The 26,138-nt window shown below is 61.5% G+C and carries 24 protein-coding genes; 21 read left to right on the forward strand and 3 right to left on the reverse strand.

The annotated features are described in order from the left end of the window. Position 1 precedes the first annotated feature (1 nt). Positions 2–1,408 carry an adenylate/guanylate cyclase domain-containing protein gene (locus ACIQUB_RS20355; protein ID WP_402931581.1) on the forward strand — a complete coding sequence of 469 codons (1,407 nt, stop codon included), beginning with the start codon at positions 2–4 and terminating at the stop codon, positions 1,406–1,408. A 20-nt stretch (positions 1,409–1,428) separates the two neighbouring features. Here ACIQUB_RS20355 and ACIQUB_RS20360 read toward each other — a convergent pair whose 3' ends face one another. After that, entirely contained in the window at positions 1,429–2,190 is a 762-nt protein-coding gene (locus ACIQUB_RS20360) for a FadR/GntR family transcriptional regulator (protein WP_402931583.1), read from the reverse strand. A 261-nt stretch (positions 2,191–2,451) separates the two neighbouring features. On the opposite strand from ACIQUB_RS20360, the gene ACIQUB_RS20365 reads away from it, so the two are divergent. The 9 genes from ACIQUB_RS20365 to ACIQUB_RS20405 all read left to right on the forward strand — a co-directional run bounded on the left by ACIQUB_RS20365 (position 2,452) and on the right by ACIQUB_RS20405 (position 12,931). After that, a complete protein-coding gene (locus tag ACIQUB_RS20365) occupies positions 2,452–3,432 on the forward strand; it encodes a substrate-binding domain-containing protein (RefSeq protein WP_402931585.1) in 981 nt (326 codons plus the stop codon). Between the two features lie 74 nt (positions 3,433–3,506). Beyond that, positions 3,507–5,033, forward strand: coding sequence for a sugar ABC transporter ATP-binding protein (locus ACIQUB_RS20370; protein ID WP_402931587.1), 1,527 nt, complete (start codon positions 3,507–3,509; stop codon positions 5,031–5,033). Between the two features lie 12 nt (positions 5,034–5,045). Continuing rightward, positions 5,046–6,047: an ABC transporter permease gene (locus tag ACIQUB_RS20375; RefSeq protein WP_402931589.1), complete on the forward strand. Its 1,002-nt coding sequence runs from the start codon at positions 5,046–5,048 to the stop codon at positions 6,045–6,047. Between the two features lie 4 nt (positions 6,048–6,051). Beyond that, on the forward strand, positions 6,052–6,942 hold the full coding sequence (locus ACIQUB_RS20380) for an aldose 1-epimerase (protein ID WP_402931591.1): 891 nt from the start codon (positions 6,052–6,054) through the stop codon (positions 6,940–6,942). 24 nt (positions 6,943–6,966) lie between these two features. Then, positions 6,967–8,592, forward strand: a complete 1,626-nt coding sequence (locus tag ACIQUB_RS20385; protein ID WP_402931593.1) for a GMC family oxidoreductase — start codon at positions 6,967–6,969, stop codon at positions 8,590–8,592. 13 nt (positions 8,593–8,605) lie between these two features. Further along, complete coding sequence (dgoD, locus tag ACIQUB_RS20390) at positions 8,606–9,754, forward strand: galactonate dehydratase (protein ID WP_209192348.1); 1,149 nt, start codon at positions 8,606–8,608, stop codon at positions 9,752–9,754. A gap of 11 nt (positions 9,755–9,765) precedes the next feature. Continuing rightward, entirely contained in the window at positions 9,766–10,545 is a 780-nt protein-coding gene (locus ACIQUB_RS20395; RefSeq protein ID WP_402931596.1) for an SDR family oxidoreductase, read from the forward strand. Positions 10,546–10,650: 105 nt separating this feature from the next. Then, on the forward strand, positions 10,651–11,427 hold the full coding sequence (locus tag ACIQUB_RS20400) for a metallophosphoesterase (protein WP_402931598.1): 777 nt from the start codon (positions 10,651–10,653) through the stop codon (positions 11,425–11,427). A gap of 334 nt (positions 11,428–11,761) precedes the next feature. Beyond that, positions 11,762–12,931, forward strand: a complete 1,170-nt coding sequence (locus tag ACIQUB_RS20405) for a beta strand repeat-containing protein (RefSeq protein WP_402931600.1) — start codon at positions 11,762–11,764, stop codon at positions 12,929–12,931. Positions 12,932–12,984: 53 nt separating this feature from the next. Here the strand turns inward: ACIQUB_RS20405 and ACIQUB_RS20410 are convergent, their stop codons facing one another. Further along, positions 12,985–13,686 (reverse strand): GntR family transcriptional regulator, encoded by a 702-nt coding sequence (locus ACIQUB_RS20410; protein WP_402931602.1) that lies wholly within the window; start codon positions 13,684–13,686, stop codon positions 12,985–12,987. Between the two features lie 121 nt (positions 13,687–13,807). Here ACIQUB_RS20410 and ACIQUB_RS20415 point away from each other — a divergent pair, with 121 nt between their 5' ends. The 7 genes from ACIQUB_RS20415 to ACIQUB_RS20445 all read left to right on the forward strand — a co-directional run bounded on the left by ACIQUB_RS20415 (position 13,808) and on the right by ACIQUB_RS20445 (position 20,314). Further along, positions 13,808–15,322 carry an aldehyde dehydrogenase family protein gene (locus ACIQUB_RS20415; RefSeq protein ID WP_402931604.1) on the forward strand — a complete coding sequence of 505 codons (1,515 nt, stop codon included), beginning with the start codon at positions 13,808–13,810 and terminating at the stop codon, positions 15,320–15,322. A 250-nt stretch (positions 15,323–15,572) separates the two neighbouring features. Next, positions 15,573–16,523: a substrate-binding domain-containing protein gene (locus tag ACIQUB_RS20420; protein WP_402931605.1), complete on the forward strand. Its 951-nt coding sequence runs from the start codon at positions 15,573–15,575 to the stop codon at positions 16,521–16,523. A 69-nt stretch (positions 16,524–16,592) separates the two neighbouring features. Continuing rightward, positions 16,593–17,612 carry an ABC transporter permease gene (locus ACIQUB_RS20425; RefSeq protein ID WP_402931607.1) on the forward strand — a complete coding sequence of 340 codons (1,020 nt, stop codon included), beginning with the start codon at positions 16,593–16,595 and terminating at the stop codon, positions 17,610–17,612. Continuing rightward, positions 17,612–18,349, forward strand: a complete 738-nt coding sequence (locus ACIQUB_RS20430; protein WP_402931609.1) for an ATP-binding cassette domain-containing protein — start codon at positions 17,612–17,614, stop codon at positions 18,347–18,349. Before ACIQUB_RS20425 ends, ACIQUB_RS20430 begins: the two co-directional genes overlap by 1 nt. 31 nt (positions 18,350–18,380) lie before the next feature. Beyond that, a complete protein-coding gene (gene kduI, locus ACIQUB_RS20435; protein ID WP_402931611.1) occupies positions 18,381–19,223 on the forward strand; it encodes a 5-dehydro-4-deoxy-D-glucuronate isomerase in 843 nt (280 codons plus the stop codon). Then, positions 19,220–19,975: a 2-dehydro-3-deoxy-D-gluconate 5-dehydrogenase KduD gene (kduD, locus tag ACIQUB_RS20440; protein ID WP_402931613.1), complete on the forward strand. Its 756-nt coding sequence runs from the start codon at positions 19,220–19,222 to the stop codon at positions 19,973–19,975. Before kduI ends, kduD begins: the two co-directional genes overlap by 4 nt. Before the next feature lie 9 nt (positions 19,976–19,984). Next, positions 19,985–20,314: a cupin domain-containing protein gene (locus ACIQUB_RS20445; protein ID WP_402931615.1), complete on the forward strand. Its 330-nt coding sequence runs from the start codon at positions 19,985–19,987 to the stop codon at positions 20,312–20,314. A 56-nt stretch (positions 20,315–20,370) separates the two neighbouring features. Here the strand turns inward: ACIQUB_RS20445 and ACIQUB_RS20450 are convergent, their stop codons facing one another. Beyond that, complete coding sequence (locus ACIQUB_RS20450) at positions 20,371–20,913, reverse strand: TetR/AcrR family transcriptional regulator (RefSeq protein WP_402931617.1); 543 nt, start codon at positions 20,911–20,913, stop codon at positions 20,371–20,373. 262 nt (positions 20,914–21,175) lie between these two features. On the opposite strand from ACIQUB_RS20450, the gene ACIQUB_RS20455 reads away from it, so the two are divergent. The 4 genes from ACIQUB_RS20455 to ACIQUB_RS20470 all read left to right on the forward strand — a co-directional run bounded on the left by ACIQUB_RS20455 (position 21,176) and on the right by ACIQUB_RS20470 (position 26,113). Beyond that, the gene (locus tag ACIQUB_RS20455; RefSeq protein WP_402931619.1) at positions 21,176–22,195 is read left to right on the forward strand and encodes an XdhC family protein; all 1,020 of its coding nucleotides are present in this window, start codon (positions 21,176–21,178) and stop codon (positions 22,193–22,195) included. A gap of 101 nt (positions 22,196–22,296) precedes the next feature. Next, a complete protein-coding gene (locus ACIQUB_RS20460) occupies positions 22,297–22,830 on the forward strand; it encodes a 2Fe-2S iron-sulfur cluster-binding protein (RefSeq protein WP_402931981.1) in 534 nt (177 codons plus the stop codon). Continuing rightward, positions 22,827–23,816, forward strand: a complete 990-nt coding sequence (locus ACIQUB_RS20465) for an FAD binding domain-containing protein (protein ID WP_402931621.1) — start codon at positions 22,827–22,829, stop codon at positions 23,814–23,816. Before ACIQUB_RS20460 ends, ACIQUB_RS20465 begins: the two co-directional genes overlap by 4 nt. Beyond that, on the forward strand, positions 23,813–26,113 hold the full coding sequence (locus ACIQUB_RS20470; protein ID WP_402931623.1) for a xanthine dehydrogenase family protein molybdopterin-binding subunit: 2,301 nt from the start codon (positions 23,813–23,815) through the stop codon (positions 26,111–26,113). Before ACIQUB_RS20465 ends, ACIQUB_RS20470 begins: the two co-directional genes overlap by 4 nt. Positions 26,114–26,138: the final 25 nt, after the last annotated feature.

A 26,138-nucleotide genomic window follows, 5' to 3' on the forward strand; every position in this document is an offset into this window, starting at 1 on the left:
CATGAGCGATGTCGAGACGCTATTTGCTGCTCTGCGTCAGACGGCTGACGCAGAGGCTGTCGCGTGCATCGAAGCTGCTATCGCCGATGGCGCCGATCGCGAGCTGAACCGTATCAACGTGCTCGACTTCTCCCATCGACACCAAGTTGACGAGGAGCGCACGATAGCCGCGTTTTTGCATGCGGCGCGTCTCGGCATCTTCGACATGACCTGGAACGTGCTTTGTCCTGGTTGCGGCGGAGTGCTCGATACCGGGGCAAGCCTCAAGGGTGTCGTCCATGATGTCTATCATTGCGGACTATGTGCGGCGGGTTATGAGCCGACTCTCGATGAGATGGTGGAGGTGACATTCACGGTGAATCCCCGGGTGCGCCGCATCGCTGCGCATGATCCCGACCTCCTGCCGCCGCTCGAATATTACCGGCAGATGTTCTTCAGCTCCGGCGTCGATCTGCCTGATGATCTCGAAGCGAAGTTCGCGCCTATTCAATTGGAGATGATCGATCTGTCTCCGGGCGAAAAGGCCTTCGTCTCGCTTCAGTTGCCGGCTCAGTTCGTCATCATCTTCGACGCTGTCACGCACTCGGCGCAATTTATCGATGTCCAGGGCGAGCCCACCAGCGAGCGTCAGTCGCTCTCGATGGTCATCACCCAGAGCCATGCGCTCAACGAGACGATCACGCTGCGTCCCGGTCTGCTTCGGCTGGCGCTTGAAAACCACACGGACCGCAGAGTGGTGCCGAATGTCTGTGTCGCCGGCGACGAATTGCATGATCTGCTGGGACGCCGGCGACCATTCCTGACGGCCAAGCGGCTGCTGACCAATCAGAGTTTTCGCGACATATACAGAACCGACACGCTCGACGTCGATCAACGCCTGAAGATCACCAGCCTGACCTTCCTGTTCACCGACCTCAGGGGCTCGACAGCGCTTTACGAGCGCGTGGGCGACATCGCAGCATTCGATCTCGTCCGGTCGCATTTCCGCGTTCTCAACGAGATCGTCACCTCCGAGACAGGCGCCGTGGTCAAGACGATAGGGGATGCCGTCATGGCGAGCTTTCCGACGCCCGATCGCGCGGTGGCGGCGGCCTTGCGGATGCGTCAGGCCATGCTGCGTCTTAACGCCGAGCATGGCGCCGACGATCTTCTTTTGAAGATCGGCATCCACGAGGGCTCGTGCCTCGCGGTCAATCTGAACGATCGCCAGGATTATTTCGGCCAGACGGTCAACATCGCCTCACGGGTCCAAGGTCTCGCCGATCCGAACGTCATCATGACCACGGAGGCCGTGGTGCACGACAGCCGTGTGTCGGAGATGCTGCGGGAGCGCAGCATTCATTCCATGTCGCGGATGGCCGAGCTTCAGGGCATCGGCCGCGAGGTCAAGATTTTCGCGCTTTCCTGACCGCAGTCAACCTATCCGGTTCACGAAGGGCGCTTCAGGGCTTCTGTAATCTCAGCGCGCGCGACGCCGATCAGCGTTTCCATCGCCCGACGGGCATCGTCAGGGTTGCGCATGCGGATTGCCTCCAACACGTCCTGGTGTTTCTGGATTGCCTGCTCGTGCGACTGGCTCGCACGGTTGGTCAACCTGAAACTGGCAAGCAACGCCGCGCGGATCGCGCTGGCGAACTGGCGGTAGACCCAGTTGCCGCTGGCATTGATGATCGCGGTGTGAAACTCGAGGTCGGCGCGGCTCCATTCCTCGTTGTCACGCGCGTTCGCATCGACCATGTCCTCGAAGGCCTGGGCGATCCGGGCGAGTTGCTTGGCGGTCGCTTTCGTCGCCGCGTGGGCCGCCGCCGCCGGCTCCAGCAGTTGGCGAGCATCGATCAGCGAGGTGTAGAACGCCTCGTCTCCGCCGATTTCAAGCATCGCGTCGAGCACCAGCGGGTCCAGGTAGTTCCAGTTCTCTCGGTGCAGCACGATCGTCCCGGCCCGGGTGCGCGAGCGCACCATGCCGAGCGCGCCCAGATACTGCATGGATTCGCGCAGACTCGTGCGGCTGACGGCGAATTGCTCGGTCAGTTCCGCCTCATTCGGCAGCGTCGAACCCTCGGCGAATTCGCCGGCCACGATCATGTGCACGAGACGCGACAGCAGGGACTCGCGAACGGTCCTCTTTCCACGAGAGGCGATCTCCACGCCACCTTCTGTCAATTTCCTGTCCGTCCGCGATATCGCCACGATGTGTCTCCGATTCCATCGGTCTCAGCTTGCTGTCAGCCTCAAACCAGTCAAGCGTGGGTGTTGAAAAATACGATTTATAAGCGAAACTGGCCCCCCATCTGGAAACGTTTAGCACAGGATAGCCGTATAAAAGAACATCTTATAAAAAATAAATCCTATTTATATTGACATTGGTAAGACCAGGAATATGGTTGGTGCGGCTGGAGGAGCCGGGCGGGTCCGCGTTCCTGACACCGTCAGATCTCAAGGGAGGGAGCGATGAAGCTCATTACGCGCGCCACCATGTTGGCACTTGGAATATTCGCTGCGGCGGGGCTGTCGCCCGCCTTCGCACAGGACAAAGACCTTAAGGTCGGCGCTATCTACATGGATGCGCAGGGCTTCTACGCTGGCGTCCGCAAGGGCATCCAGACCGGTGCCAACGAAGCCGGCCGCAAGCTCGATGTCATCGAAACCAATGCCCAGGGCGACGCCAGCAAGGAATCGTCCTTCATCGATTCCCTCATCTCTTCCGGCGTTCAGGCGATCATCGTTTCCCCGGTTTCGGCTGACGGCTCCTCGCGCGCCATCCGCCGCGCGCATGACGCGGGCATCCCTGTCGTCTGCTACAACACATGCCTGAACGACGCCGACATGAAAGAGTACATCTCCGCTTACGCCGTCGGCGATCCCTATGACTTCGGCCACAAGCTCGGTGAAGCCGCTGCCGATTACTTCATCGCTGAGAAGAAGGACGCACCGAAGATCGCGGTTCTGAACTGCGAATTCGTGGAAGTCTGCGTGACCCGCCGCAAGGGCTTCGAGGAAGCGCTGAAGGCCAAGGTGCCGGGTGCGCAGATCGTCGCCAACCAGGAAGGCGCGATCCTCGACAAGGCGGTTTCGGTCGCCAGCACCATGCTGTCGTCGAACCCAGATATCGATGCCTTCTTCGGCGAAGCCGGTGGGGCGACCCTTGGTGCGGCGCGCGCCGTCAAGAGCCAGGGCAAGACCGGTCAGGTCGTGGTCTTCGGCGGCGACATGACGACCGAGATCGCTCAGGAACTCTCCGACTTCACGGTCATCAAGGCCGTCGTCGACATCTCGGGCCAGGGTCTCGGCAAGCTGGCGCTCGCCCAGGCGATCAAGACCGTCGATGGCCAGGCGCCTGCCGACATCAAGGTTCCCTACGATATCGACGTTTACAAGTCGTCCGAAGACGGCAAGGCTTGGCTGAAGGCGCACGCCGACGGTATTCCGTGAGACCCAAGGCCTGAGTTTCACGACAATCGAGGCCGCCAGGCGACTGGCGGCATCTTTCATCGGTGGAAAGTTTCATGACACAGACATCACTTGCGCCCAACCTAGCTCACCGCCCGATCGCATCCATCAAGGGGTGCACGCGCCGCTATCCTGGCGTACTCGCGCTCGACAACGCGACATTCCAGGTGGCCGGCGGCGAGGTTAGGGCGCTGCTCGGCAAGAATGGCGCCGGCAAGTCGACGCTGATCCGTATGCTGACCGGCGCGGAAATTCCAGATAGCGGCACCGTCGAAGTTGACGGCGAGGAGTTGCGCCACTCTGGCTCCGGCCGTGCTCAGGACGCCTTCGACAAGGGCGTTCGCGTCGTCTACCAGGAACTGAGCCTTGTTCCCGGCATGACGCTCGCCGAAAACCTGTTTCTTGGACGCTGGCCGCGAAAGGGCGGCGTCATTCAGTATTCCCAGATGGAGGCGGAAGCTTCCGAAGCTATGGGTCGGCTTGGTCTCGACCGTGCGCCCAACACGCTGGTGGCAAGCCTGAGCCCAGCCGAACGCCAGCTGCTGGAGATCGCCCGCGTTCTGCTTGGAAAGCCGAAGCTCGTCATTCTCGACGAGCCGACAAGTTCGCTTGCGGCGGCCGAAGCCGAGAAGGTCATGGCGGCCGTGACGCGCATCGCGTCCGAGGGCATTGCCGTCATCTATGTCAGCCACCGCATGAACGAAATCCGCCAGATCGCGCATTCGGCCACCGTTATGCGTGACGGCCGGATCATCGACACGGTCGACGTCAAGGGCGCCGACACGCGCGAGATCGTCCGGCTCATGCTGGGTTCGGAAGGATCGCAGGCAGCGGCGCTGGAAAACAGAAGCCAGGAAAAGACCGTGCTCGAGGTCCGCAGCCTTGCGCTGACGCCGAAGCTGAGTTCGGTCTCGTTTCACCTGAAGGCGGGCGAGGTTCTTGGCATCGCCGGGTTGCTTGGCGCAGGCCGGACAGAGTTGCTGCAGGCAATCATGGGTGTGCGGCGCCAGGATCAGGGCGAGGTGCTCGTTGACGGCAAGTCAGTCCGGCCCGGACACTACAAGCGCATGCTGTCGCGCGGTTTCGGCTACACGCCGGAAAGCCGCAAGGAAGAGGGCATTGTCCCGCTTCTCGGTGTCGATGAGAACACGCTGGCGACGAACTTTTCCGGTGTCAGCAAAAGCGGCGTTCTCTCCGCCAAGATGATGGCCGAGGCAACGCGCAAGGTCATCGAACGTCTGCACGTCAAGACCGCCCGCACCGACACGCCGATCGGCACGCTGTCCGGTGGTAACCAGCAGAAGGTCGTCATCGGTCGCTGGGTCTATGCCGACAGCCGCGTCCTCCTGCTCGATGAACCGACAAGGGGCGTCGATGTGGAAGCCAAGGCGCAGATCTATGCGATCATCCGCCAACTGGCTGCCGAAGGGCGCAGCGTCATCTTCGTCTCCAGCGAGATCGAGGAACTGCCGCTCGTTTGCGACCGTGTGCTGGTCTTGCGCGACGGAACGCTCTGCGAAGAATTCAAATCACCAAACATCGATCAGGACGCCTTGATGGCCGCCTGCATCGCCGGACATTGAGGGAGAGACGCCATGTCACTCGACCAGGCTGCAACGTCAGCATCATCAAGCAAGAAGTCGGGCTTCAGCTTTTCCCAGCATATGAACGAGCTGAGCCTCTTCGTCGCCATCGTCGTTCTTTATGTGGTCTTCACATCGACGGCCAACGGCTTCCTGTCGTTCAACAACCAGATCAACATCCTTCGCGACGCCGCCACGATCGGCATCGCAGCCTGGGCAGCAACCTTGATCATCATCGCCGGCGAGATCGATGTCAGCGTCGGGCCGATGGTTGCGTTCATCTCGGTGGTTCTGGCCTTCCTGTTGCAATGGGGCGTGCCGACACCGGTCGCCTTCGCGCTGTCGATCGTCATCGGCGCGCTGCTCGGCTCGATTGCCGGCGCTCTGCGCGCCTATTTCGACGTTCCCTCCTTCGTCGCGACGCTTGGCCTCTGGAGCGCTCTTCGCGGAACCGCGCTGTTTGTCACCGACGCGCTTCCCGTCTCGATCGGCCGCAACGACACGCTCGATGCGCTCGATCGCTCCGTGCTCGGCATCCCGCCGGCCGCAGTCATCATGCTGGTCTTCTTCGCGATCTTCGCCTTCGTCAGCCGCAAGACCGCCTTCGGACGCTCCGTCTTTGCGATCGGCGGCAATGCGCATGCGGCGTTCTTGAGCGGCATCAGCGTCTCGAAGATCCGCGTGGCGCTGTTTGCGATCGCCGGCGCCATGGCCGCCATCTCCGGCATCCTGCTGGTCTCCCGCCTGGGCTCGGGCAACGCCACGGCGGCAAACGGGCTTGAGTTCGACGTTATCGCGGCGGTTGTCGTCGGCGGCACGTCGCTCTCCGGCGGACGCGGCTCCATGCTCGGCACGCTGCTCGGTGTTCTCGTCATCACGCTTATCGGCAACGGCCTTGTTTTGCTCGGCATCAATCCGTTCTTCCAGCAGGTCGTGCGCGGTCTCATCATCGTCATCGCTGTCCTCGCCAATATCCAGGCGATCAAGCGCAGCATGTCGCGCAACAAGGGCTGATGCGATGACGGTGCTCGATCTGAAATCCGGATCGCTTTCGCTTCGCGTCTCTTCCAGCGGAGGCCTGGTCCTGGGCTTCTGGAAGGAGACGCAGGGCGAAAGCGTGCCTCTGCTGCGCCCGGCGCCTTCGGTGGAGGCGGACGCACTGTCGTCCGCCTGCTACCCGCTCGTCCCCTTCGGCAACCGCGTCCGCGACAACCGCTTCGTCTTCGACGGTGCGGAGCATCGGTTCGAGCCGAATACCGAATGGGACAAGCATTATCTCCACGGCGAGGGCTGGCAGGCCGATTGGACGGTTGACCAGCAGACCGATGACATGGTCGAGATGAGCTTCGCTCATAGCGGCGGCGGCACACCTTACGTCTATCGCGCCAGCCAGCGCTTCGCGCTCGACGCGTCCGGCCTGACGATGACTCTGACGGTCGAGAACCGCGGCGACAAGGCGATGCCGTTCGGCCTCGGCTGGCATCCCTATTTCCCGATGACGCCGCAGACGACGCTACAAGCGCGGTCGCAGAAATTCTGGACAGAGGTCGAGGGCTGGCTGCCGGGCGAGCGGACGGAGATCCCTGGTGATCTCGACTTCAGCGCGCCGGCTGAGCTGCCGCATCGCTGGGTCAACAACGGTTTCGAAGGCTGGGACGGCAAGGCGAAAATCGTCTGGCCCGAGCGGCGGACGGCGTTGACGCTTGAGGCCGATCCCGTCTTCAAGCACGCCTTCGTCTTCGTGTCCGACACGGGTTTCGATCCGAGCTTCAAGCGCGATTATTTCTGCTTCGAGCCGATGACGCATCTAGCCGATGGCCATCACCTCGCCGATCTCGGCGATCTGAAGGTGCTGGCGCCGCATGAAAGCCTTTCGGGCAGCGTTCGTCTGCGCCCTGAGGCTATTTGAGACTATCAAGACCGGAGTTGGTGAATGTCCGCGAAAGACCGTTACGACTACATCATCATTGGCGGCGGAAGCTCCGCCTGCGTGGTCGCGGCCAAATTGGTGCGAGAGGGCAAGGCGAAGGTTCTGATGCTTGAGCGGGGGCCGGCGAAGGCGAACCCGATCATGCATTTTCCCGCCGGCTACATGAAGTTCCTCGCCAAGGACACTTATCTCGCCATGCACCAGACGAAGCCGCAGCCGCAGCTCGACGGGCGCGGACCGATCGTGCCGCAGGGCAAGGTTCTGGGCGGCGGCAGCACGGTCAACGCCATGGTCTACATGCGTGGTCAGGCGGCGGACTTCGATCTGTGGAACGAGCTTTCGACGCCTGAAGGATCGAACGACGATGCATGGTCCTATCGGGACCTGCTGCCCTATTTCAAGGCGCAGGAAGACAACGACCATCTCGCCGGCGAGTTTCACGGCGTCGGCGGCCCGCTGAAGATCTCGCATCTCGGCCACACCAGCCCGATGACGCGGACTTACGTGAAGACGCTCCAGGGCATGGGTATCCCCTACAATCCGGATTTCAACGGCGCACAGCAGTTCGGCGTCGGCTTCATGCAGCATACGATCGACTGGAGGACGCGCAAGCGCTCGAGCGCCGTCGATGCCTTCCTGGCGCCTGTGATGAGCGATCCGCTTCTGACCATCGAGACCGGTGCCACCGTCACTTCGCTCGATATGGACGGCGATCGTGTCACCGGTGTGCGTTACATGCAGAACGGCACGCCGAAGCAGGCCGAAGCCGGCAACGAGGTTATCCTGGCGGCCGGCGCCTACCAGACGCCCAAGCTGATGATGCTGTCGGGCATCGGGCCGGAAGACGAACTGAAGCGTCATGGTCTGAAGACGATCGTCGCGCTGTCAGGCGTCGGCAAGAACCTGCAGGATCACTATGAGTGCCCCGTCGTCGCGACCACCAAGGGATCGTTCGGCTACTACGGGCAGGATCGCGGCTGGCCGATGATCAAGGCCGGGTTGCAATATCTGATGTTCAAGTCAGGCCCCGTGTCGACCACAGGCGTCGAGACCTGTGCCTTCTACGACCCCGACGGCAACAACGAGCGGCCGACCATCCAGATGTTCTGTGTCCCGACCGTCTATCTCGATCGCGATGTGATGGGCACCGATCCGGGCGACGGGGTGACGATCAACTCGCTGCTGCTGCGGCCGAAGGCGCGCGGTTCCGTCACGCTGTCGTCGAGCGACCCGTTCGCCAACCCGATCGTCGATACGCAGATTTTCGCGCATCCCGACGACCTCAGGCTGACCATGGCGAGCTTCCGTTTTGCCCGCACGGTGCTCGATGCCTCCCCGATGAAGGAGCTGATCGACAAGGAAATCTTTCCCGGCCCCGACGTCACCAGCGACGAGGCCATCGCTGCCCATTGCAAGCGGACCGTCAAGACCGGCTACCATCCTGTAGGGACCTGCAAGATGGGCGCGGACAGCGATCCGGAGGCCGTGCTCGATACGCAGTTGCGGGTTCGCGGTACGCGCGGCCTGCGCGTCGTCGATGCCTCCCTGATGCCTGCCATTGTCAGCGGCAATACCAACGCGGCGGTTCTCGCCGCCGCCGGCAAAGCCGCCGACCTCATTCTCAGCTAACGCGAGTAAGACCATGAAGATCACCAAGCTCACGACCTATATCGTCCCGCCGCGCTGGCTGTTTTTGAAGATCGAGACCGATGAGGGTATCGTCGGCTGGGGTGAACCCGTGGTCGAAGGCCGTGCGCTTACTGTCCAGGCGGCGGTCCACGAGCTCGAGGACTATCTGATCGGCAAGGACCCGTTCCTGATCGAGGATCACTGGACGGTCATGTATCGCGGCGGTTTCTATCGCGGCGGCGCCATTCACATGAGCGCGATCTCCGGCATCGACCAGGCGCTTTGGGATATCAAGGGCAAGGCGCTCGGCCAACCCATCCACTCGCTGCTCGGCGGCCAGGTACGCGACAAGATCAAGGTCTACAGCTGGATCGGTGGCGACCGGCCGGCCGATGTCGCGCGCAATGCGAAGGACGTCGTCGCGCGCGGTTTCAAGGCGATCAAGCTCAATGGCTGCGAGGAAATGCAGATCGTCGATAGCAATGAGAAGATTGACAAGGCCGTTGCAACGATCGCGACAATCCGCGAGGCAATTGGGCCAAATGTCGGCATCGGCGTCGATTTTCACGGCCGCGTGCACAAGCCGATGGCCAAGGTTCTGGCCAAGGAGCTGGAGCCCTACAAGCTGATGTTCATCGAGGAGCCGGTCCTGTCCGAGCACCGCGAAACGCTGAAGGAAATCGCCAACCACTGCTCGACGCCGATCGCGCTGGGCGAGCGTCTCTATTCGCGCTGGGACTTCAAGTCCGTGTTGTCCGATGGCTACGTCGATATCATCCAGCCGGATCTGAGCCACGCCGGCGGCATCACCGAATGCCGCAAGATCGCGGCGATGGCCGAAGCCTATGATGTGGCCGTCGCGCCGCATTGCCCGCTCGGCCCCATCGCGCTCGCCGCCTGCCTGCAGCTTGATGCTGTCAGCTACAATGCCTTCATCCAGGAGCAGAGCCTCGGCATCCATTACAACAAGAGCAACGATATTCTCGACTACATCTCCAACAAGGAGGTGTTCCACTATGCCGATGGCTTCGTCTCGATCCCGCAGGGCCCGGGCCTTGGCGTGGAGGTGGACGAGGCCTATGTGATCGAACGTGCAAAAGAGGGCCACCGCTGGCGCAACCCCGTCTGGCGTCACGAGGACGGCAGTTTCGCCGAGTGGTGAGGGTATCAGTCATGTCCAATCGTCTGCTCGACAAGCGTATTTTGATCACCGGTGCGGCGCAGGGCATCGGCCTTGCGATCGCAAAGGCCTTCGCGCGCGAAGGCGCCAGCCTGTTTCTGATCGATCGCGACGAGGCGCTGCTTTACGAGGAAGCCGCGAAGCTGAAGGGCGAGGGGTACCAAGTCGGCGCTCGTTCGGCCGATATCACCGATGCCAAGGCGATCGTCGCGGCCGTGGCCGAGGCGGAAACCGAGATCGGGCGCATCAACGCGCTGGTCAACAATGCCGGCGTCAACGTGTTTTCGGAGCCGCTGGAGACCAGCGACGAGGAATGGAACCGCTGCTTCGATATCAATCTCAAGGGTGCGTGGAACTGCTCGAAGGCGGTTCTGCCCGGGCTGATCGATCAGGGAGGGGGCGTGATCCTCAACATCGCCTCGACCCACGCCTTCACCATCATCCCGCATACGTTCCCCTATCCGCTGGCAAAGCACGCACTGCTCGGCATGACGAAGTCTCTAGGCCTCGAATACGCGCCCAAGAGCGTCCGCGTAAATGCGCTCGCCCCCGGCTATGTCGCGACCCAGAAGGTCATCGACTACTGGAACGGTTTTCCCGACCCTGAGGCCGCGAAGGCCGAGACGATGAAACTGCATCCCGGCGGCCGCATTGCTACACCGGAAGAGATCGCCATGGCAGCGGTGTTCATGATTTCGGACGAGTGCCCGTTCATGAACGCCACATGCCTGACGGTGGATGGCGGCCTGAGCGTCCAGCAGCATCCTGCATGATCTCGACCCACGTAAGCACCTTGCGTTAGCATCGGCCGGTAGCATAGACCTGTGTCGTGTCAAACTTCAGCGGGGCGATATACGCCCCGGGAGAAAATGCCCGATATGACTGATCATGCGCCGTCCGATATCTATGCAGTTGCTGACATTCATGGACGCGCTGATCTGCTTGAGGCTCTACTCCGCCACATCGCCACCGTCTCCAGTGAACGCCGATCGAAGCCGACCGTGATCTTCCTCGGTGATCTGATCGACCGAGGCCCGCAAAGCCCCGCTGTGCTTGATCTGGTCGCCGCCACACTTGAGCAGTACCCCGGTTCGCATCTCATCCTCGGCAATCACGACTTCTATCTGCGCTCCTTGCTCCGCGAGGAATTGTCCCCCGCAGACGCCGTAAACTGGATGGATTGGGGAGGTGTCGCAACCGTCAGTGCCTATTCCCGGCGGCCGGTGCCGGATTTCAAGGGTATTGCCGCGGATATCCGAAGCGCGTTCCCGCACCATGCCGTTTTGCTCGATAATGCGCTGACCTATAGACAGGTGGGAAGCTTCTGTTTCGTGCATGCCGGGGTGCGCCCTGGTGTCCCACTCGCGGAACAGGACGAATACGACTTACGCTGGATCCGTGCCGGCTTTCTCGACCACATCGACCCGTTCGACCATATGGTCGTGCATGGCCATACGATCACGAATTCACTGCTCCCGGAAGTCTACGACAACCGCATTGCGCTCGATACGGCAGCGTATCGAACGGGTCGTCTGACCGCTGCCGTCATCCGGCAGGACAAGCTATCGCATTTCGTCTGCACGGCACTCGACGCGCGTGGGGAGATTTCAGTTAAAGAGTGGCCTGCCAACGATATTGCTCGCGCCGCTTCCTGACGCAGAAGCGAGTTTCTTGGAGATTGGTCGCAGGCCGACCGATCTTATGGCACACGCAACGAATGTCCCATTCGCGGCCACTTCCTGGTCGATGCACCCGGATAAAGGCGTACTGCCGGCCGGGCGTTAAGGTTTAGTTACCCACCTTGATTGGTGCCCTACCGACCGCAGGAACCGACCAGCAGCTTGGAACTTTATCCCGACATGGTTGTTGGAAGGTTGTAGGTCACCCTTGATCTCACCCAAAACGATCTGAAGTGCGCACTTCCGCTTTTGACCTGGGCCTTTTGGCCCTGGGGCTCATGCCCTTTCAGGACATAACGGAGGAAAGACGATGTACTTGAAATCGACGATTGCGATCCTCGCTGCCGGCTGCGCCAGCGTCCTCGTTCCGCCGCAGGCAGTGGCGTTTGATATCGGGGGATCGAACGGCATCAGCGTCAACGGCAATGGCGGCGGGCTCAACGTGTCCATAGGCGGCACGAACGGCGTCAACGCCACGGTTGGTGGTGGTTCGAACCTCGCCAATGTTTCCGTCGGCGGGACCGGCGGCGTGAATGCCGATGTCGGCGGCAATTCGACCGGCGGCCTTGGCGTGAATGCGACGGTGGGCGGTTCCAGCGGCATCAACAGCGCCACCACGGTCGGCGGCAGCAATTCGTCGGGCGGTCTCGGTGTCGGGACGACCGCGACGATTGGCGGAGCGAGCGGCGTCAACGCCGATGTCGGCGCAACCGTTGGCGGCTCTTCGAACCTTGCAACCGTCGGCGCCATCGCCAACGTCGGGGCGGGTGACAATACGCTTGCCGACATCAACGCCAATCTGGCGGTCGGCGGAGCCTCGACGGGTTCCAGCACCAGCCAGCCCAGCCTCGTCGATCTCGGCACGACCGTGAACCTCGGCGGCACGAATGGCGTGAATGCCGATGTCGGCGCCACCGTTGGCGGTTCGGATATCGCGACTGTCGGTGCCGTGGCCAATGTTGGGGCGGGCGACAATACGCTGGCCGACGTTAATGCCAATGTCGGGATCGGCAGTGGTTCCAACGGTAGCGGTTCGACAAGCGGTGGCCTCATCGACACTGGTGTGACCGCCAGCATCGGCGGTAGCAATGGCGTGAACGCCGATGTTGGCGCAACTGTTGGCGGTTCCGGCCCAAGTGTAGCGGCCATGGCCAATGTCGGGTTGGGCGACAACACGCTGGCGGAAATCAGCCTCGCTATCCCCGGCACCGGATCGGGCGGCACGGATCCCGGGACACCTGGCGTTCCTGGTACGCCCGGAACTCCCGGAAACCCCGGTGGCCCAGGTGCCGGCAACGATCCCGGCGATAACGCCAATGGCGACACGGGTGGCAGCAACAGCCGAAACCTGGCGATGATCAACGACATGTCCGCCAGGGATCGCGCCAAGGCCAAGGCAAGCTGCAAGGACGTGGTGCGTTCCGGCGGCTTCGAGGCGGGCCTCGTCAGCCTTTGCAAGATGGTGATGGCAAGCCGCTGATCTTTCCGAAAATCAAAAGGGCGCCGATTTGGCGCCCTTCCTACGTTTGCTGTCTACTCGAACAGATCGGGATGATCCGCTTCGATCTGCGGCAGGTCCGACAATATCCCATTGAGGTGCGCGCGCATGGCGGCCACCGCCGCATCCGCATCACGCCCATCGATCGCCGTGATGATCGCCTCGTGCTCGGTGATCAGCCGCATCATGGAATCGGGGTGGCGGAGCTGCAGATTGCAGACGCGGTCCATATGCGCCTTGATGTCGGCGATGGCGCTCCATGCAAGGCTGCAGCCGGCCCCTTCGGCAATCGCGATATGAAACTGCTCGTCCTCGCGCCGGAATGCGTTGTGATCGTGCGCCTCCATCGCCATCCGCTGCTTGCCGATGATCGTGTCGATCCGGCGGCGCGTCCAGCTGTCGAAGCTCTCGCTGGCGCGGCGTGCAACGGCGGTCTCCAGCGCCTCGCGCACGAAGCGCGCCTCCATCATCTGCCGCGCCGAGATCCGCACGACGACGGTGCCCCTGTTCGGGCGCACATCGACCAGCTTTGACCGCCCGAGCGCGATCAGCGCCTCGCGCACCGGCTGGCGTGAGACGCCCATGCGCGTCGCGATCTCCTGCTCGGAGAGCCGCGTTCCCGGCGCCAGTTCCAGCTTGATGATCTGCTCGCGCAGGTCGCGTTCCACCTGGGCCGCAGCGGTTTCGCCGGTCTCAATCTTAAAGGATTCGAGGTTCATGTCTTTCGTCGCCGTCATGCGTTGACATCCAATTTAAACCACCATACAGTACCATACAATTCAAACGCAACATAAATCCGGTGGTCTGAAACCGGGTAAAAAGGGAGGGCCGGCACGATGTGTCGGCTTTAAGGGAAACGTGCTGTCCAATTTCATTGCGCCTGATTCCAGTGATCCGCGGCTGAACATTAAATCCCGCTACCAGATGCTTGTCGATGGCAAGTCGGTGGATGCTGCATCCGGCCGCACGATTGACCGCGTCAGCCCCGGTCATGCGGGCGTCGTCGTCGGCACCTGGCCGGAAGCTTCGGCCGATGATGTGCGTTTGGCCGTTGTCGCCGCCCGCCGGGCCTTCGACACCGGCCCGTGGCCGCGCATGTCGGGTGCGGAGCGCTCGCGCCTGATGTTCAAGGTGGCCGATCTCATCCTCGCGCACCAAGAAGAGCTGGCTCTGGCCGAGAGCCTCGAAGTCGGCAAGCCGATCGCCCAGGCACGCGGCGAGATCGGCTTCTGCGCCGACCTCTGGTCCTACGCCGCCGGCCAGGCGCGCGCGCTGGAAGGCCAGGCGCACAACAATATCGGCGACGACCGCTTAGGTCTCGTGCTGCGCGAAGCCGTCGGCGTCGTCGGCATCATCACGCCCTGGAATTTCCCCTTCATCATCGCCTCCGAGCGCGTGCCGTGGGCGATCGGCGCCGGCTGCACCGTCGTCCTCAAGCCGTCCGAGTTCACCTCGGGCACCTCGATCCGCATGGCGGAACTGGCGCGTGAGGCCGGTATTCCCGATGGCGTCTTCAACGTCGTTACCGGCTACGGCGATCCGGCCGGACAGGTGCTAGCCGAAGACCCCGGCGTCGACATGGTGGCCTTCACCGGTTCGGTGCGTGTCGGCACCAAGCTTGGCGAGATCGCAGCGCGCAGCGTCAAGCGCGTCGGGCTGGAGCTCGGCGGCAAGGGGCCGCAGATCGTCTTTGCCGATGCCGACCTCGAGGCGGCCGCCGATGGCATCGCCTATGGCGTCTATCACAATGGCGGGCAGTGCTGCATTTCAGGCAGCCGGCTCCTAGTTCAGGAAGGCATCCGCGACGCTCTGATGGAGCGGCTGATCGACATCTCGCGCAAGGTGACCTTCGGCGATCCGCTGAACGACCGCACCAAGATCGGCGCGATGATCTCGGAAGCCCATGTCGGCAAGGTTCATTCCTATGTTGAAGCCGGCATCGCATCGGGTGCCGAACTGCTGCTCGGCGGCGAGCGCGTCGGCAAGGACAAGGGCATCTACTACGCCCCCACCGTATTCGCCGGCGTGAAGCCCGAGATGTCGATCGCCCGCGAGGAGATCTTCGGGCCGGTGCTTTCGACCTTGACCTTCAAGACCGCGGACGAGGCCGTCGCACTCGCCAATGCCAGCGAGTTCGGCCTTTCCGCCTCGGTCTGGTCCACCAATCTCGAAAACGCCATGCAGAGCATCCGTCGTATTCGCGCCGGCCGCTGCTGGATCAACAGCGTCATCGACGGCACGCCGGAGCTGCCGATCGGCGGCTACAAGAAAAGCGGCCTCGGCCGCGAACTCGGCCGCTATGGCTTTGATGAATATTCCCAGTTCAAGGGCGTGCACGTGACGCTCGGGCGACCGGCGCCGTGGTTCGGCTAAAGCATGTCTCCCGAAAGTGGTCACCGGTTTCAGGATAAAGACATGCGACGAAACAAGAAGCTGAAGCACATGAGCGAATCTGAAAGATCGCGACGCGCTTCAGGGAAGTAAGGGATAGGGCGTTTCCGCTTTGGGAGAAGCGGAACGTCTGGGAGGAAAATCTCGGCCGGCGTGATCTTTGGTCGGAGCCCGCCAGCCGAGACTTGGGTCTTTCGACCCACATTGCACATCCATAAGGGAGGATACGCAAATGAAATTGACCAGGTTGAAAACCGCGGCACTCGCCGCGGGTATCGCCACGATGATGACATCTACGGCATTGGCGGCCGACGTCAAGGCAACGATGATCATCTATCTCGATCCGAGTGTCCAGTTCTTCAACCCCGTGGTGAAGGGCGCCAAGGACGCGGCGGCACAGTTCGGCGTCGATCTCGACGTGCAGTATGCCAACAACGATCCAGTCCGCCAGAACGACCTGATCGAGAGCGCCACTGCAGCCGGCGTCGATGGCATTGCCGTGTCGATCTCTTCGTCGGATGCATTCGACGAAAGCATCTGCGCGGCAGTCAAGGCCGGCATCGTCGTCATCGGCTTCAACAATGACGACCTCGAAGGCGCCAAGGGCAATTGCCGCCAGGCTTATGTCGGCATGAACGAATTCTCCTCCGGCTACGAACTCGGCAACCGGATGATCAAGGAATTCGGCCTGAAGTCCGGCGACGTCGTCTTCAATCCGCGCGAAATCCCCGAGGCGAGCTTCGCGGTCGCGCGTGGCGGCGGCATCGAGAAGGCGATGAAGGAAAACGGCATCAAGGTCGAGACGGTTCGCGCCGGGCTTGATCCGGCCGAAGCGCAGAACATCATGGCGCAGTTCCTGATCGCCAATCCCAACGTCAAGGCCGTGTTCGGCACGGGCTCGGTCACCTCGACCGTTGGCGCCGGCGCCATCAAGGACGCGGGCGTGAAGGTCCCGTTCGGCGGCTTCGATCTCGCGGTCGAGATCGTCAATGCGGTCGAATCTGGCGCGATGTTCGCGACCATGGACCAGCAGCCCTATCTGCAGGGTTACTACCCGATCGCCCAGATCGCGCTTTCGAAGAAGTACGGGCTGACCCCGACCGACGTCGACACCGGCCAGGGCGCCTTCCTCGACAAGTCGCGCATCAGCTCGGTCAAGCCGCTGATCGGCAGCTTCCGCTAACCGCGTTTCGTGGGAGCCTGCCGGCCAAGCCGGCAGGTTCTCCGTCTCCAATCGATCGAGTACCAGACCGTGACACCAATTCTTGAGACAAGTGCCGCGCCCCGGTCGCGGACGCAGAAACAACCGATTATCCGGCAGATCATGGCAATGCCGGCAGGCGCGATCTTCCTCGTCTTCATGACGCTGCAGATCGTCTGCATTGCAGGCGCCTTGCTCTATCCCGATCAGTTCCGCTACCTCTCGCCGCAGAACCTGACAATCCTGATGAAGGCAATCCCCGTGCTTGGCTGCCTGGCGCTCGGCGCGGGTGTGCTGATGATCGCGGGCGAATTCGACCTCTCCATCGGCTCCGTCTACACCTTCACCGCCATCCTGATGGCAAGCCTCGTCGGCGCCGGAATAAGCGCCTTCATAGCTGCCCCTCTCGGCGTCTTGGCCGGCATCATGATCGGCTTGCTCAACGGCCACATCACACTGCGCTTCGGGTTGCCATCCTTCATCGTGACCCTTGGCGGCCTCTTATTCTGGCGCGGCGCGGTGCTGCTCTATAACGGCGCGGTTCAGGTGCGCTTCGATCCGGAGCCGATCTTCACCAGCCTGTTTTCCGGCACGCTACTCGGCATCAACGCCGCCTTCATCTGGATCGTGCTCTTCGTCGTCGGCTTCCATTACCTCGTCCACCGTCACCGTTTTGGCAACCATGTGTTCGCCACCGGCGGCAATCGGGGTGCTGCGGAAGCGATCGGCATCAACACCAACCGCGTCAAGCTGGTGGCCTTCGCAATCGCCGGCGGCATGGCGGCAGTGGCCGGCATCATTGCAACGGCGCGTGTCGGCAGCGTGCAGCCGGGGCAGGGCGCAGGACTGGAACTTCAGGCGATCGCCGCCTGCGTCATCGGTGGACTGTCGCTGCGCGGCGGCCGAGGTTCGATCATCGGCATCTTCCTCGGCGTGCTCCTGATCCACACCATCACCGACGTGCTGCTTCTCTTGCGCGCACCGGGCTTCTATCTCGACATGTTCATCGCGACGCTGATCGTGCTGGCCGCCATCTTCAACCATCTTATCGAGCGGCGAGGTCTTGCGTGATGTCGGCCCCCAATCTTCTTGAACTGCACAACATCTCGGAAAGCTTCGGCGCCCTGACGGCGCTGCGCAATCTGAGCTTCCATATCGGCGAAGGCGAAGTGGTGGGGCTGCTCGGCGACAACGGCGCCGGCAAGTCGACGACCGTCAACCTGATCTCCGGCATCCACAAGCCGACGGACGGTTATCTCAGCGTCGATGGAAAGAAGACGGCATTCACCTGCCGCTCGGACTCCGCCGATGCCGGTATCGAAACCATCTATCAGCATACGGCGCTGGTGGATTCGCTTTCGATCACCCGCAACATCTTCATGGGCCGCGAACTCACCGATCGCTTCGGCTTTTTGCGCCAGCGCGAAATGCGCGAGATCGCCATGGAGGTGCTGCAGAACGCGGTACACATATCCGGCATCGACAGCCCCGATACGCTCGTCGGTAATCTCTCCGGCGGCCAGAAACAGGCCGTCGCCATCGCCCGCGCCGTCTATTTCAAGAAACGCGTGCTGCTTCTCGACGAGCCGACCTCGGCGCTCTCAGTGCGCGAGACGGAAGCACTCTTGAACCAGGTGCTGAAGCTCAAGGCGGAAAACGTCTCCAGCGTGCTTGTGACCCACAACATCTACCACGCCTATCAGGTCTGCGACCGCTTCGTGATCATGAGCCACGGCACCAAGGTGTTCGATGTCGACAAGGCGGACACGACGATCAACCAGCTGACCGAATATGTCGTGCTCACCTGATCCCACCCAACAGACAGAAAGGGCATAGCCCGTGACCATTTCAGTATCAGTACGCCAGGTCGTTGGACCTGAAGATGCGGCAAGGCGCGACACGCAGGGCCTGCGGGACGGCTTCGTGATCGACAACCTGTTTCGCCCGGGCGAGGCCAATCTCACCTACAGCCATCTCGATCGCATGATCGTCGGCGGGGTGGTGCCGGACACCAAGCCTATCGAGATCGCCGCGATCGCCCAGACCGGCACGGAGCGTTTTCTCGACCGGCGCGAGGCCGCCATCGTCAATATCGGCGGCGCCGGTACCGTCAGCGTAGGGGGTAAGGCTTACGAACTCGGCTTTCAGGAAGCGCTTTATATCGGAATGGGCGAGGGAGCCTTGAGCTTCGCAAGCCGCGATCAAGGCGAGCCGGCGCTCTTCTACCTCTTGAGCGCGCCCGCGCATCGGACGTGCCCGACGGTGCACATCACCCGCGAAATGGCGAGGAAGGTGGTCGTCGGCTCGGCGGAGGAATCCAACGCCCGCACCATCAACCAGTACGTCCACCCCGATGTCTGCGACAGCTGCCAGTTGCTCGTGGGGCTGACCATGTTCGAGCCCGGCTCCGTCTGGAACACCATGCCGGCGCATGTGCATGATCGGCGCATGGAGGTCTATCTCTACTTCGGCATGCAGGAGCAGACGCGAATCTTCCATTTCATGGGAGAGCCGAGCGAGACGCGGCATGTCGTGCTGAAGAACCACGACGCCGTACTGTCTCCCGGCTGGTCGATCCATTCCGGCGCCGGAACCGGCCGCTACGCCTTTATCTGGGCCATGGCCGGCGATAACATGAGTTTCACCGATATGGACAAGGTACCGATGGAAGACCTGCGATGATACTTTTCGATCTCACCGGCCGCTGGGCCATCGTCACCGGCGCCAATACCGGCATCGGCCAGGCTATCGCCGTTGGTCTTGCGCAAGCGGGTGCCGACATCGTCGGCGTCGGCCGCTCGGCGATGGACGAGACAGCGGACGCGGTCACATCGACGGGGCGCCGGTTCGTATCGCTCAAGGCGGACCTGTCCGATACCGGGGAAGCGAAGGCCGTTGTCGAACGCGCCCTTGCCGCCGGCGCCTCGCCCGATATCCTCGTCAACAATGCCGGCATCATCCGCCGCGCCGACGCCCTGGAGTTCACGGAAGAGGATTGGGACGCGGTGCTCGACACCAACTTGAAATCGGTGTTCTTCCTCTGCCAGGCCTTCGCGAAAGCCGCGGTCGGGCGGCAATCGCCGGCAAAGATCATCAACATTGCCTCGCTCCTCGCCTTCCAGGGCGGCATCCGCATTCCGTCCTATACGGCCGCAAAGAGCGGGCTTGCGGGGATCACCAGGTTGATGGCGAACGAGTGGGCGTCGAAGGGCATCAACGTCAACGCCATCGCGCCAGGCTATGTCGAAACCAACAACACCGAGGCGCTTCGCGCCGATGCCGAGCGCAGCGCCGATATCCTGAAGCGCATCCCGGCCGCCCGCTGGGCCAAGGCCGAGGATATGGCGGGCACGGCGGTCTATCTTGCCTCGCGCGCTTCCGATTATGTTCATGGCACGGTGCTGCCGGTCGATGGCGGCTGGCTTGCCCGATAGGAGATTATGATGGCCGATCACTACACGCTTCCCGACGACATCATCTGGACCGAAGTCGCGCCCGGCAACCGCCGCGCCGTGCTGTCCCATCGCCCCGAGGCGATGCTTGTCGCTTTCCGCTTCGAGCCCGGCGCCATCGGCGCGCTGCACTCGCATCCGCATACGCAGGTGAGCTACGTCGCCGAAGGTGCCTTCGATGTCACCATTGATGGCGTCACCACGAGACTCGGTGCCGGCTCCAGCTTCATCGTGGCGCCTAACCTCGTGCACGGCGTCGTTGCAGTGGAGAAGGGACTGCTGATCGACACCTTCACGCCTCGGCGAGATGACTTTCTGTAGGGGAATGTCGGGGCGGCGTGGCTGCTGTGGCGGGCGCCGCCCAAGCGACCTGAAATTCAGCGCCGCAAACCGTCCATGACAAGACGGACGATCCGGTGTGCCCGTTCGTGCCACTCCGGTCCGTCGGGTATCGAGTAGATGCCGAACAAGGCATTCAACACATCCGCCGATGCGATGTCATCCTTGATCGCTCCGGTCGCTGCCGCATTGTCAAGCAATTGGCCAAACGCCGTTTGCAGCAGTTGCGAGCCTTCGTTAAATAATGCCGAGTTGGATGTGAACAGCAGTTTCAGGCTGTTGGCCATACCGCGCTTCGCAGCCATGTAACTGACGAACCGATGCATCCACTCCTCAAGGGCGACGTCCGGCTCTTTTTCTGCCATCAGTTCGGCGGCAGCGCTGGCGAGCAACTCCAACTCGCGCCGATAAACGACCTCAACAAGATGTTCACGCGTAGGGAAATGACGGTATAGCGTGCCGATCCCAACGCCTGCGCTCCGAGCGATTTCTTCGAGTGATGCCTTGGCGCCGCGTTCTGCAAAAGCATTGGCGGCAACCTCGACCAGAATATCCCGATTGCGGCGTGCATCTGCGCGCATGTGAGGCCTTGCAGGCGCAATTCGCGGCGACTCCTTCGACACTCGAATATTTTCTCCAAACCGAAGACTTGACGATAACGCGCCAGCCACTACGTTAAACGGAGGCGCCTCCGATTTGGTTCGGCGCCATTTAATTCTTAAATTAGTTCGGGGCTGGATGTCATGCTGAAATCAAGGCCGACATCGGGCAGAGTTCAAAAATATGCAGGCTTCATGGCCGCGACTTTTGAGCGTAACACATGTCGATAAGCGGGAGCGTGCAATGACGAAGTCGATCGATTTTAGTCTGCATAACAATCGGGAAGGCAGCGAGTTCCGCATTCATCACAGCCATGCCTATCTCGACCTGCCGAATAATCTTAAGGTGGACCACCAGACGCCGACGAAAGCGTTCTCGACCGACAGTGTGCTGGAGATTCTTGATTTCGCGCTCCGAGCGATGGAAAGCGGACATCGCGTCGCTCTTTGCACACTCGTTGAAATTCGTGGAGGTTCGTCCCGACCACTTGGCGCTCATATGGCTGTCGCCGATGACGGTCTCTATTGCGGGTATGTCTCGGGCGGATGCACCGAAGCGGCTATTGCGGCAGAGGCGTTGCAAGCTCTTTTGGAGCGGCAAGATCGTACGGTCATGCTCGGCGAAGGGTCGCCTTTCTTCGATATCCTTCTGCCGTGTGGGGGTGGTGTCACTGTCGCGATCCATGTGTTGCACGACGTTAGGCCGATCGGGGCCGTTGTCGACTGTCTGCGGCGTCGCGAGAGCGCCTCTTTGTCCTATGTGCCAAGCGTGCAGTCACTCGCTTTTCAGTCGGGAACGACCGAGACCGGCTGGGAAGGTGGGGCCTTCCTGACATCTTATCGGCCGCGCGCAAGGATACTTCTTTCAGGTCGCACGCTAGAGGTCGAGGTCGCTGCCAAGGTGGCGCGGGCAGCGGATTATGAGGTTCTGGTGTATGACGCGGTTCCCGGCGGGATACCCGACGAACACTTGATTGACGCCGACACGGCCGTCGCCCTTTTGCAACATGATCTGGACCTCGAAATACCCGTTCTCGAGGCCGCATTGCATGCACGGCCGTTTTATCTCGGAGCGCTTGGCAGCCGTCGAACGCATGAAAAACGCATGCGACGCCTTAGCGATCTTGGCTATTCACAGAAAACGATAGACCGGATCAAAGCGCCGATTGGTCTTTTCGGACGGACCCGTGATGCCCAATCGCTTGCCCTCTCGGTGGTCGCGGATATTGCCGCCAGTCGGCAAGCGGCCCTTGCGGAGGCTTGAAGTTATGTGCTGCCGCGCGGTCAATGCGCCGGAAGCTTTGTGTCGAGTTTTGTTATACGGCGGTACCTATCGCCTGCGTTTCAGCCAAAGGAGATGTCCTGATGCATTTTACCATCAATGGAGAGGCAATAGAGGTCGAGGCCGATATCCGCACGTCGCTGCTCGATCTCATGCGCAACTATCTGGGTTTTACCGGAACGAAAAAAGGATGTGACCAGGGTGCGTGTGGCGCCTGCACCGTATTGGTGGATGGCGAACGTATCAATTCCTGTCTGGCCCTGGCGGTACAATATCAGGGCCGCAACATCACGACGGTCGAGGGGCTCGCGGCAAATGGCAACCTTCATCCGCTACAGCTGGCTTTCGTGGAGCATGACGGGTTTCAGTGCGGCTATTGCACGCCTGGCCAACTCTGTTCCGCCATCGGGATGGCGGGCGAGATAGAGCGCAACATCCCGAGCGTCGTGACCGACGATCTGGCAGCCTCCGATATTCCGATCGATGAACGCGAAATCCGCGAACGCATGAGCGGCAATCTTTGCCGGTGCGGCGCCTATAACGGCATAGTCGAGGCGATCTCCGAAACGCTGGCCCATCGGGCTGCGACTCCATCCGAGGAGAGGGCACGGGCATGAACATCTTTTCCTATCATCAAGCGTCGGACGCCACCTCGGCAATAGCGTTGAAACATGCCGGTCCTGCCGCCAAATACCTTGGCGGTGGCACCAATCTCGTCGATTTGATGCGAGAGACTGTCGAACAGCCGGAAACGCTGGTCGATATCACCCATCTCGCCTGCGATATCGAACAACGCGCCGATGGCAGTCTGCTTATCGGCGCCGCCGCTAAGAACACGGCGGTCGCAGCGCATCCGGCGGTACGATCGAATTATCCACTGCTGTCGCGTTCCATCCTGGCGGGTGCGAGTGCACAGATACGCAACGTCGCGACGGTCGGGGGCAATATTTTGCAGCGCACCCGCTGTCGGTACTTTTACGACAATGCGGCCCACTGCAACAAGCGCCAGCCGCAGGCTGGTTGCGATGCTCTGGAAGGTTTCAATCGGTACCACGCAATCCTTGGCGCTTCCGACGCCTGTGTGGCCACTCACCCGTCAGACATGTGCGTGGCTCTTGTTGCGCTGGATGCCGTCGTTCACCTCCAGGGCACGGCCGGTACTCGCAGCATTCCCTTGCGGGATCTGCACCGCCTGCCGGGAGATCGCCCAGACCTAGAGACCGACCTGCAGCCGGACGAACTGATTACGGCCATTGAAATTCCGGCACTGCCATTCGCGAACCGGTCGACCTACCGAAAGGTTCGTGATCGCGCCAGCTACGCTTTCGCGCTTATCTCCGTTGCCGCCGCGCTCGATCTCGATGAAACGGGGAAGGTGCGGGATGTTCGGCTGGCACTGGGTGGAGTCGCTCACAAACCGTGGCGCGCTTTGAAGGCGGAAGCTGTTCTTAAAGGCCAGACAGCCGACACGGCCGCCTTCCGCGCTGCCGCTGAAGCCGAGCTCGCCGATGCCGTCGGCCTGCGCGACAATGCATTCAAGATCGAACTGGCGAAACGCACGATCGTTGCCGTTCTCGACGAATTGAAGGGAGACAACGCATGAGCGCTCAACCTCAGACCGGAGTCAAAACATCCGGACGCTGGCAACCTGCCGTCACCACCGATCCGATGCTGCACAAGCATGGTGCGCTTGGGCATCCCGTCTCGCGTATCGACGGTCCGTTGAAAGTTCAGGGGAAAGCGCGTTTCGCAGCAGAGTTTCCCTATGAAAATATCAGTTATGCAGCGCTTGCCTATAGCAGCATCGCACGTGGCCGGATCACATCGCTTGACTTGGTTGCAGCAGAAAGTGCGCCAGGCGTCATTCTTGTCATGACCTATCACAACGCACCGCGCATGAAAGCGCCGTCGCTGATGATGTCGTCGCCGACCGCGGCCGGTTCGAGTGATCTGCCGGTGATGCAAAACGACGAAATCCACTGGAACGGCCAGCCGATCGCGCTCGTTCTGGCTGAAACGCAGGAACAGGCGGACTACGCTGCCTCGCTCGTCAAGGTCGCCTATGCGAGCCTGCCGGCCGTCCTCTCCTTCGAGGAGGCAAAGAAAACGCCGCGGCAATTGGAAACGCTGCTTGGTCAGCCGCCGTTGCTCGAGATCGGCGATGCCGAAACGGCGCTGGCAAACGCTGCAGTCAAGGTGGATGTTACCTACCGCACGCCGCGCCATAACCACAATGCCATCGAGTTGCATGCCGCCACCGTCGCCTGGAACGGCGATGAACTGCATCTGCACGATGCCAGCCAATTGCTCGATCTAACGGCTGGCCAGCTCGGCGACATATTTGGTCTCGAACCGGACAAGGTGCGGGTGACTTCTCCTTATGTCGGAGGCGGCTTTGGCGGCAAGTGTCTCTGGGACCACCAGATCCTCGCTATTGCCGCGTCGAAAATGGCGGGACGGCCGGTGCGCATCATGCTTTCCCGCGAAGGTGTCTTTCGTATCGTCGGCGGCCGTACGGTGACGGAGCAGCGGGTGGCGCTCGGCGCGAGTTCTGATGGAAAGCTGGAGGCGCTGATCCATACAGGCACCGCGGCGATGACACCACACAATTCCTGTCCCGAACAGTTCACCTTTCCAGCCCGCCATCTCTACGCGGCCAAGACTTTCAAGCTTGAGCAGGACGTGGCCGACATGGACATGCTCGTCAACACATTCATGCGGGCGCCAGGCGAGTCTGTCGGTACTTTCGCTCTCGAATGCGCGCTTGACGAACTGGCCGAACAGCTGAAGCTCGACCCGATCGAATTGCGCCGTCGTATTGAGCCGGAAAAGGATCCGACCACCGGTAAGCCGTTTTCATCGCGTTTCCTAATCGAGGCTTATGAGAAAGGCGCCGAACGTTTCGGATGGCAGAACCGCAGCGAAACGCCACGCCAGAAACGCGAAGGCGAATGGCTGATTGGCATGGGCTGCGCCACGGCAACCTATCCCTATCACCGCTTTCCCGGCGGTGCAGCGCGGATCAGGTTGACGGTGGAGGGGCACGTTACCGTTTCGACCGCAGTCCATGACATGGGCATGGGAACAGCGACGGCCCAGGCGCAGCACATCGCTGCCCGCCTAGGCGTTCCGTTCGAAAATATCACCTTTGAATATGGCGACAGCAGCCTGCCACGCGGGGTGATTGCCGGCGGCTCGACGCAGACGGCTTCCATCGGCGGGGCGGTGATCGCCGCGACCGAGGTGTTCGTCGAGGAACTGATCAAACTTGCCGGCAATGATTCGCCACTCGCCGGTCTGTCGCTCGCCGATGTCGAGCCGCGAGACGGCGGGCTTGGCCATCGCGACAACGCCGATCGGTTCGAAAGCTACCAGTCCATCCTTTCAAGGGCTGGACGTGACGAACTCGTGTGCGAGGCGGATGCGCCGGCGCCGGCGGAGATGGAAGTCTTTTCCATGCATTCCTATGGCGCCCAGTTCTGCGAGGTGCGGGTCAGCGCGATTACCGGTGAAATTCGGGTGTCACGTTTCCTGGGTTCCTTTGACGCTGGCCAGATTCTAAATTCCAAGACAGCGACCAGCCAGTTCAAGGGCGGCATCGTCATGGGCATCGGGCTTGCGCTGACCGAGGAAACCAATTTCGACGAGCGGACCGGCCGGGTCGTGAATGCCTCGCTTGCAGAGTATCACGTGCCGGTACAGATGGATGTTCCCGCGATCGATATCATCTATACCAACAAGCCCGATCCTCAGGCGCCGATGGGCGCGCGCGGCATTGGTGAAATCGGCATCACCGGCGTCGGCGCGGCTGTCGCCAACGCCGTCTATAACGCCACCGGGATCCGTATCCGTGACCTGCCCATAACCCTGGACAAGGTCATGGTGGCGCCAGAGGCCTAAGGCGACTGGCGTTCAGTTGAAGAGC

The organism is Rhizobium sp. NPDC090275, assembly GCF_044772225.1.
In the GTDB taxonomy this organism is placed as follows: domain Bacteria; phylum Pseudomonadota; class Alphaproteobacteria; order Rhizobiales; family Rhizobiaceae; genus Rhizobium.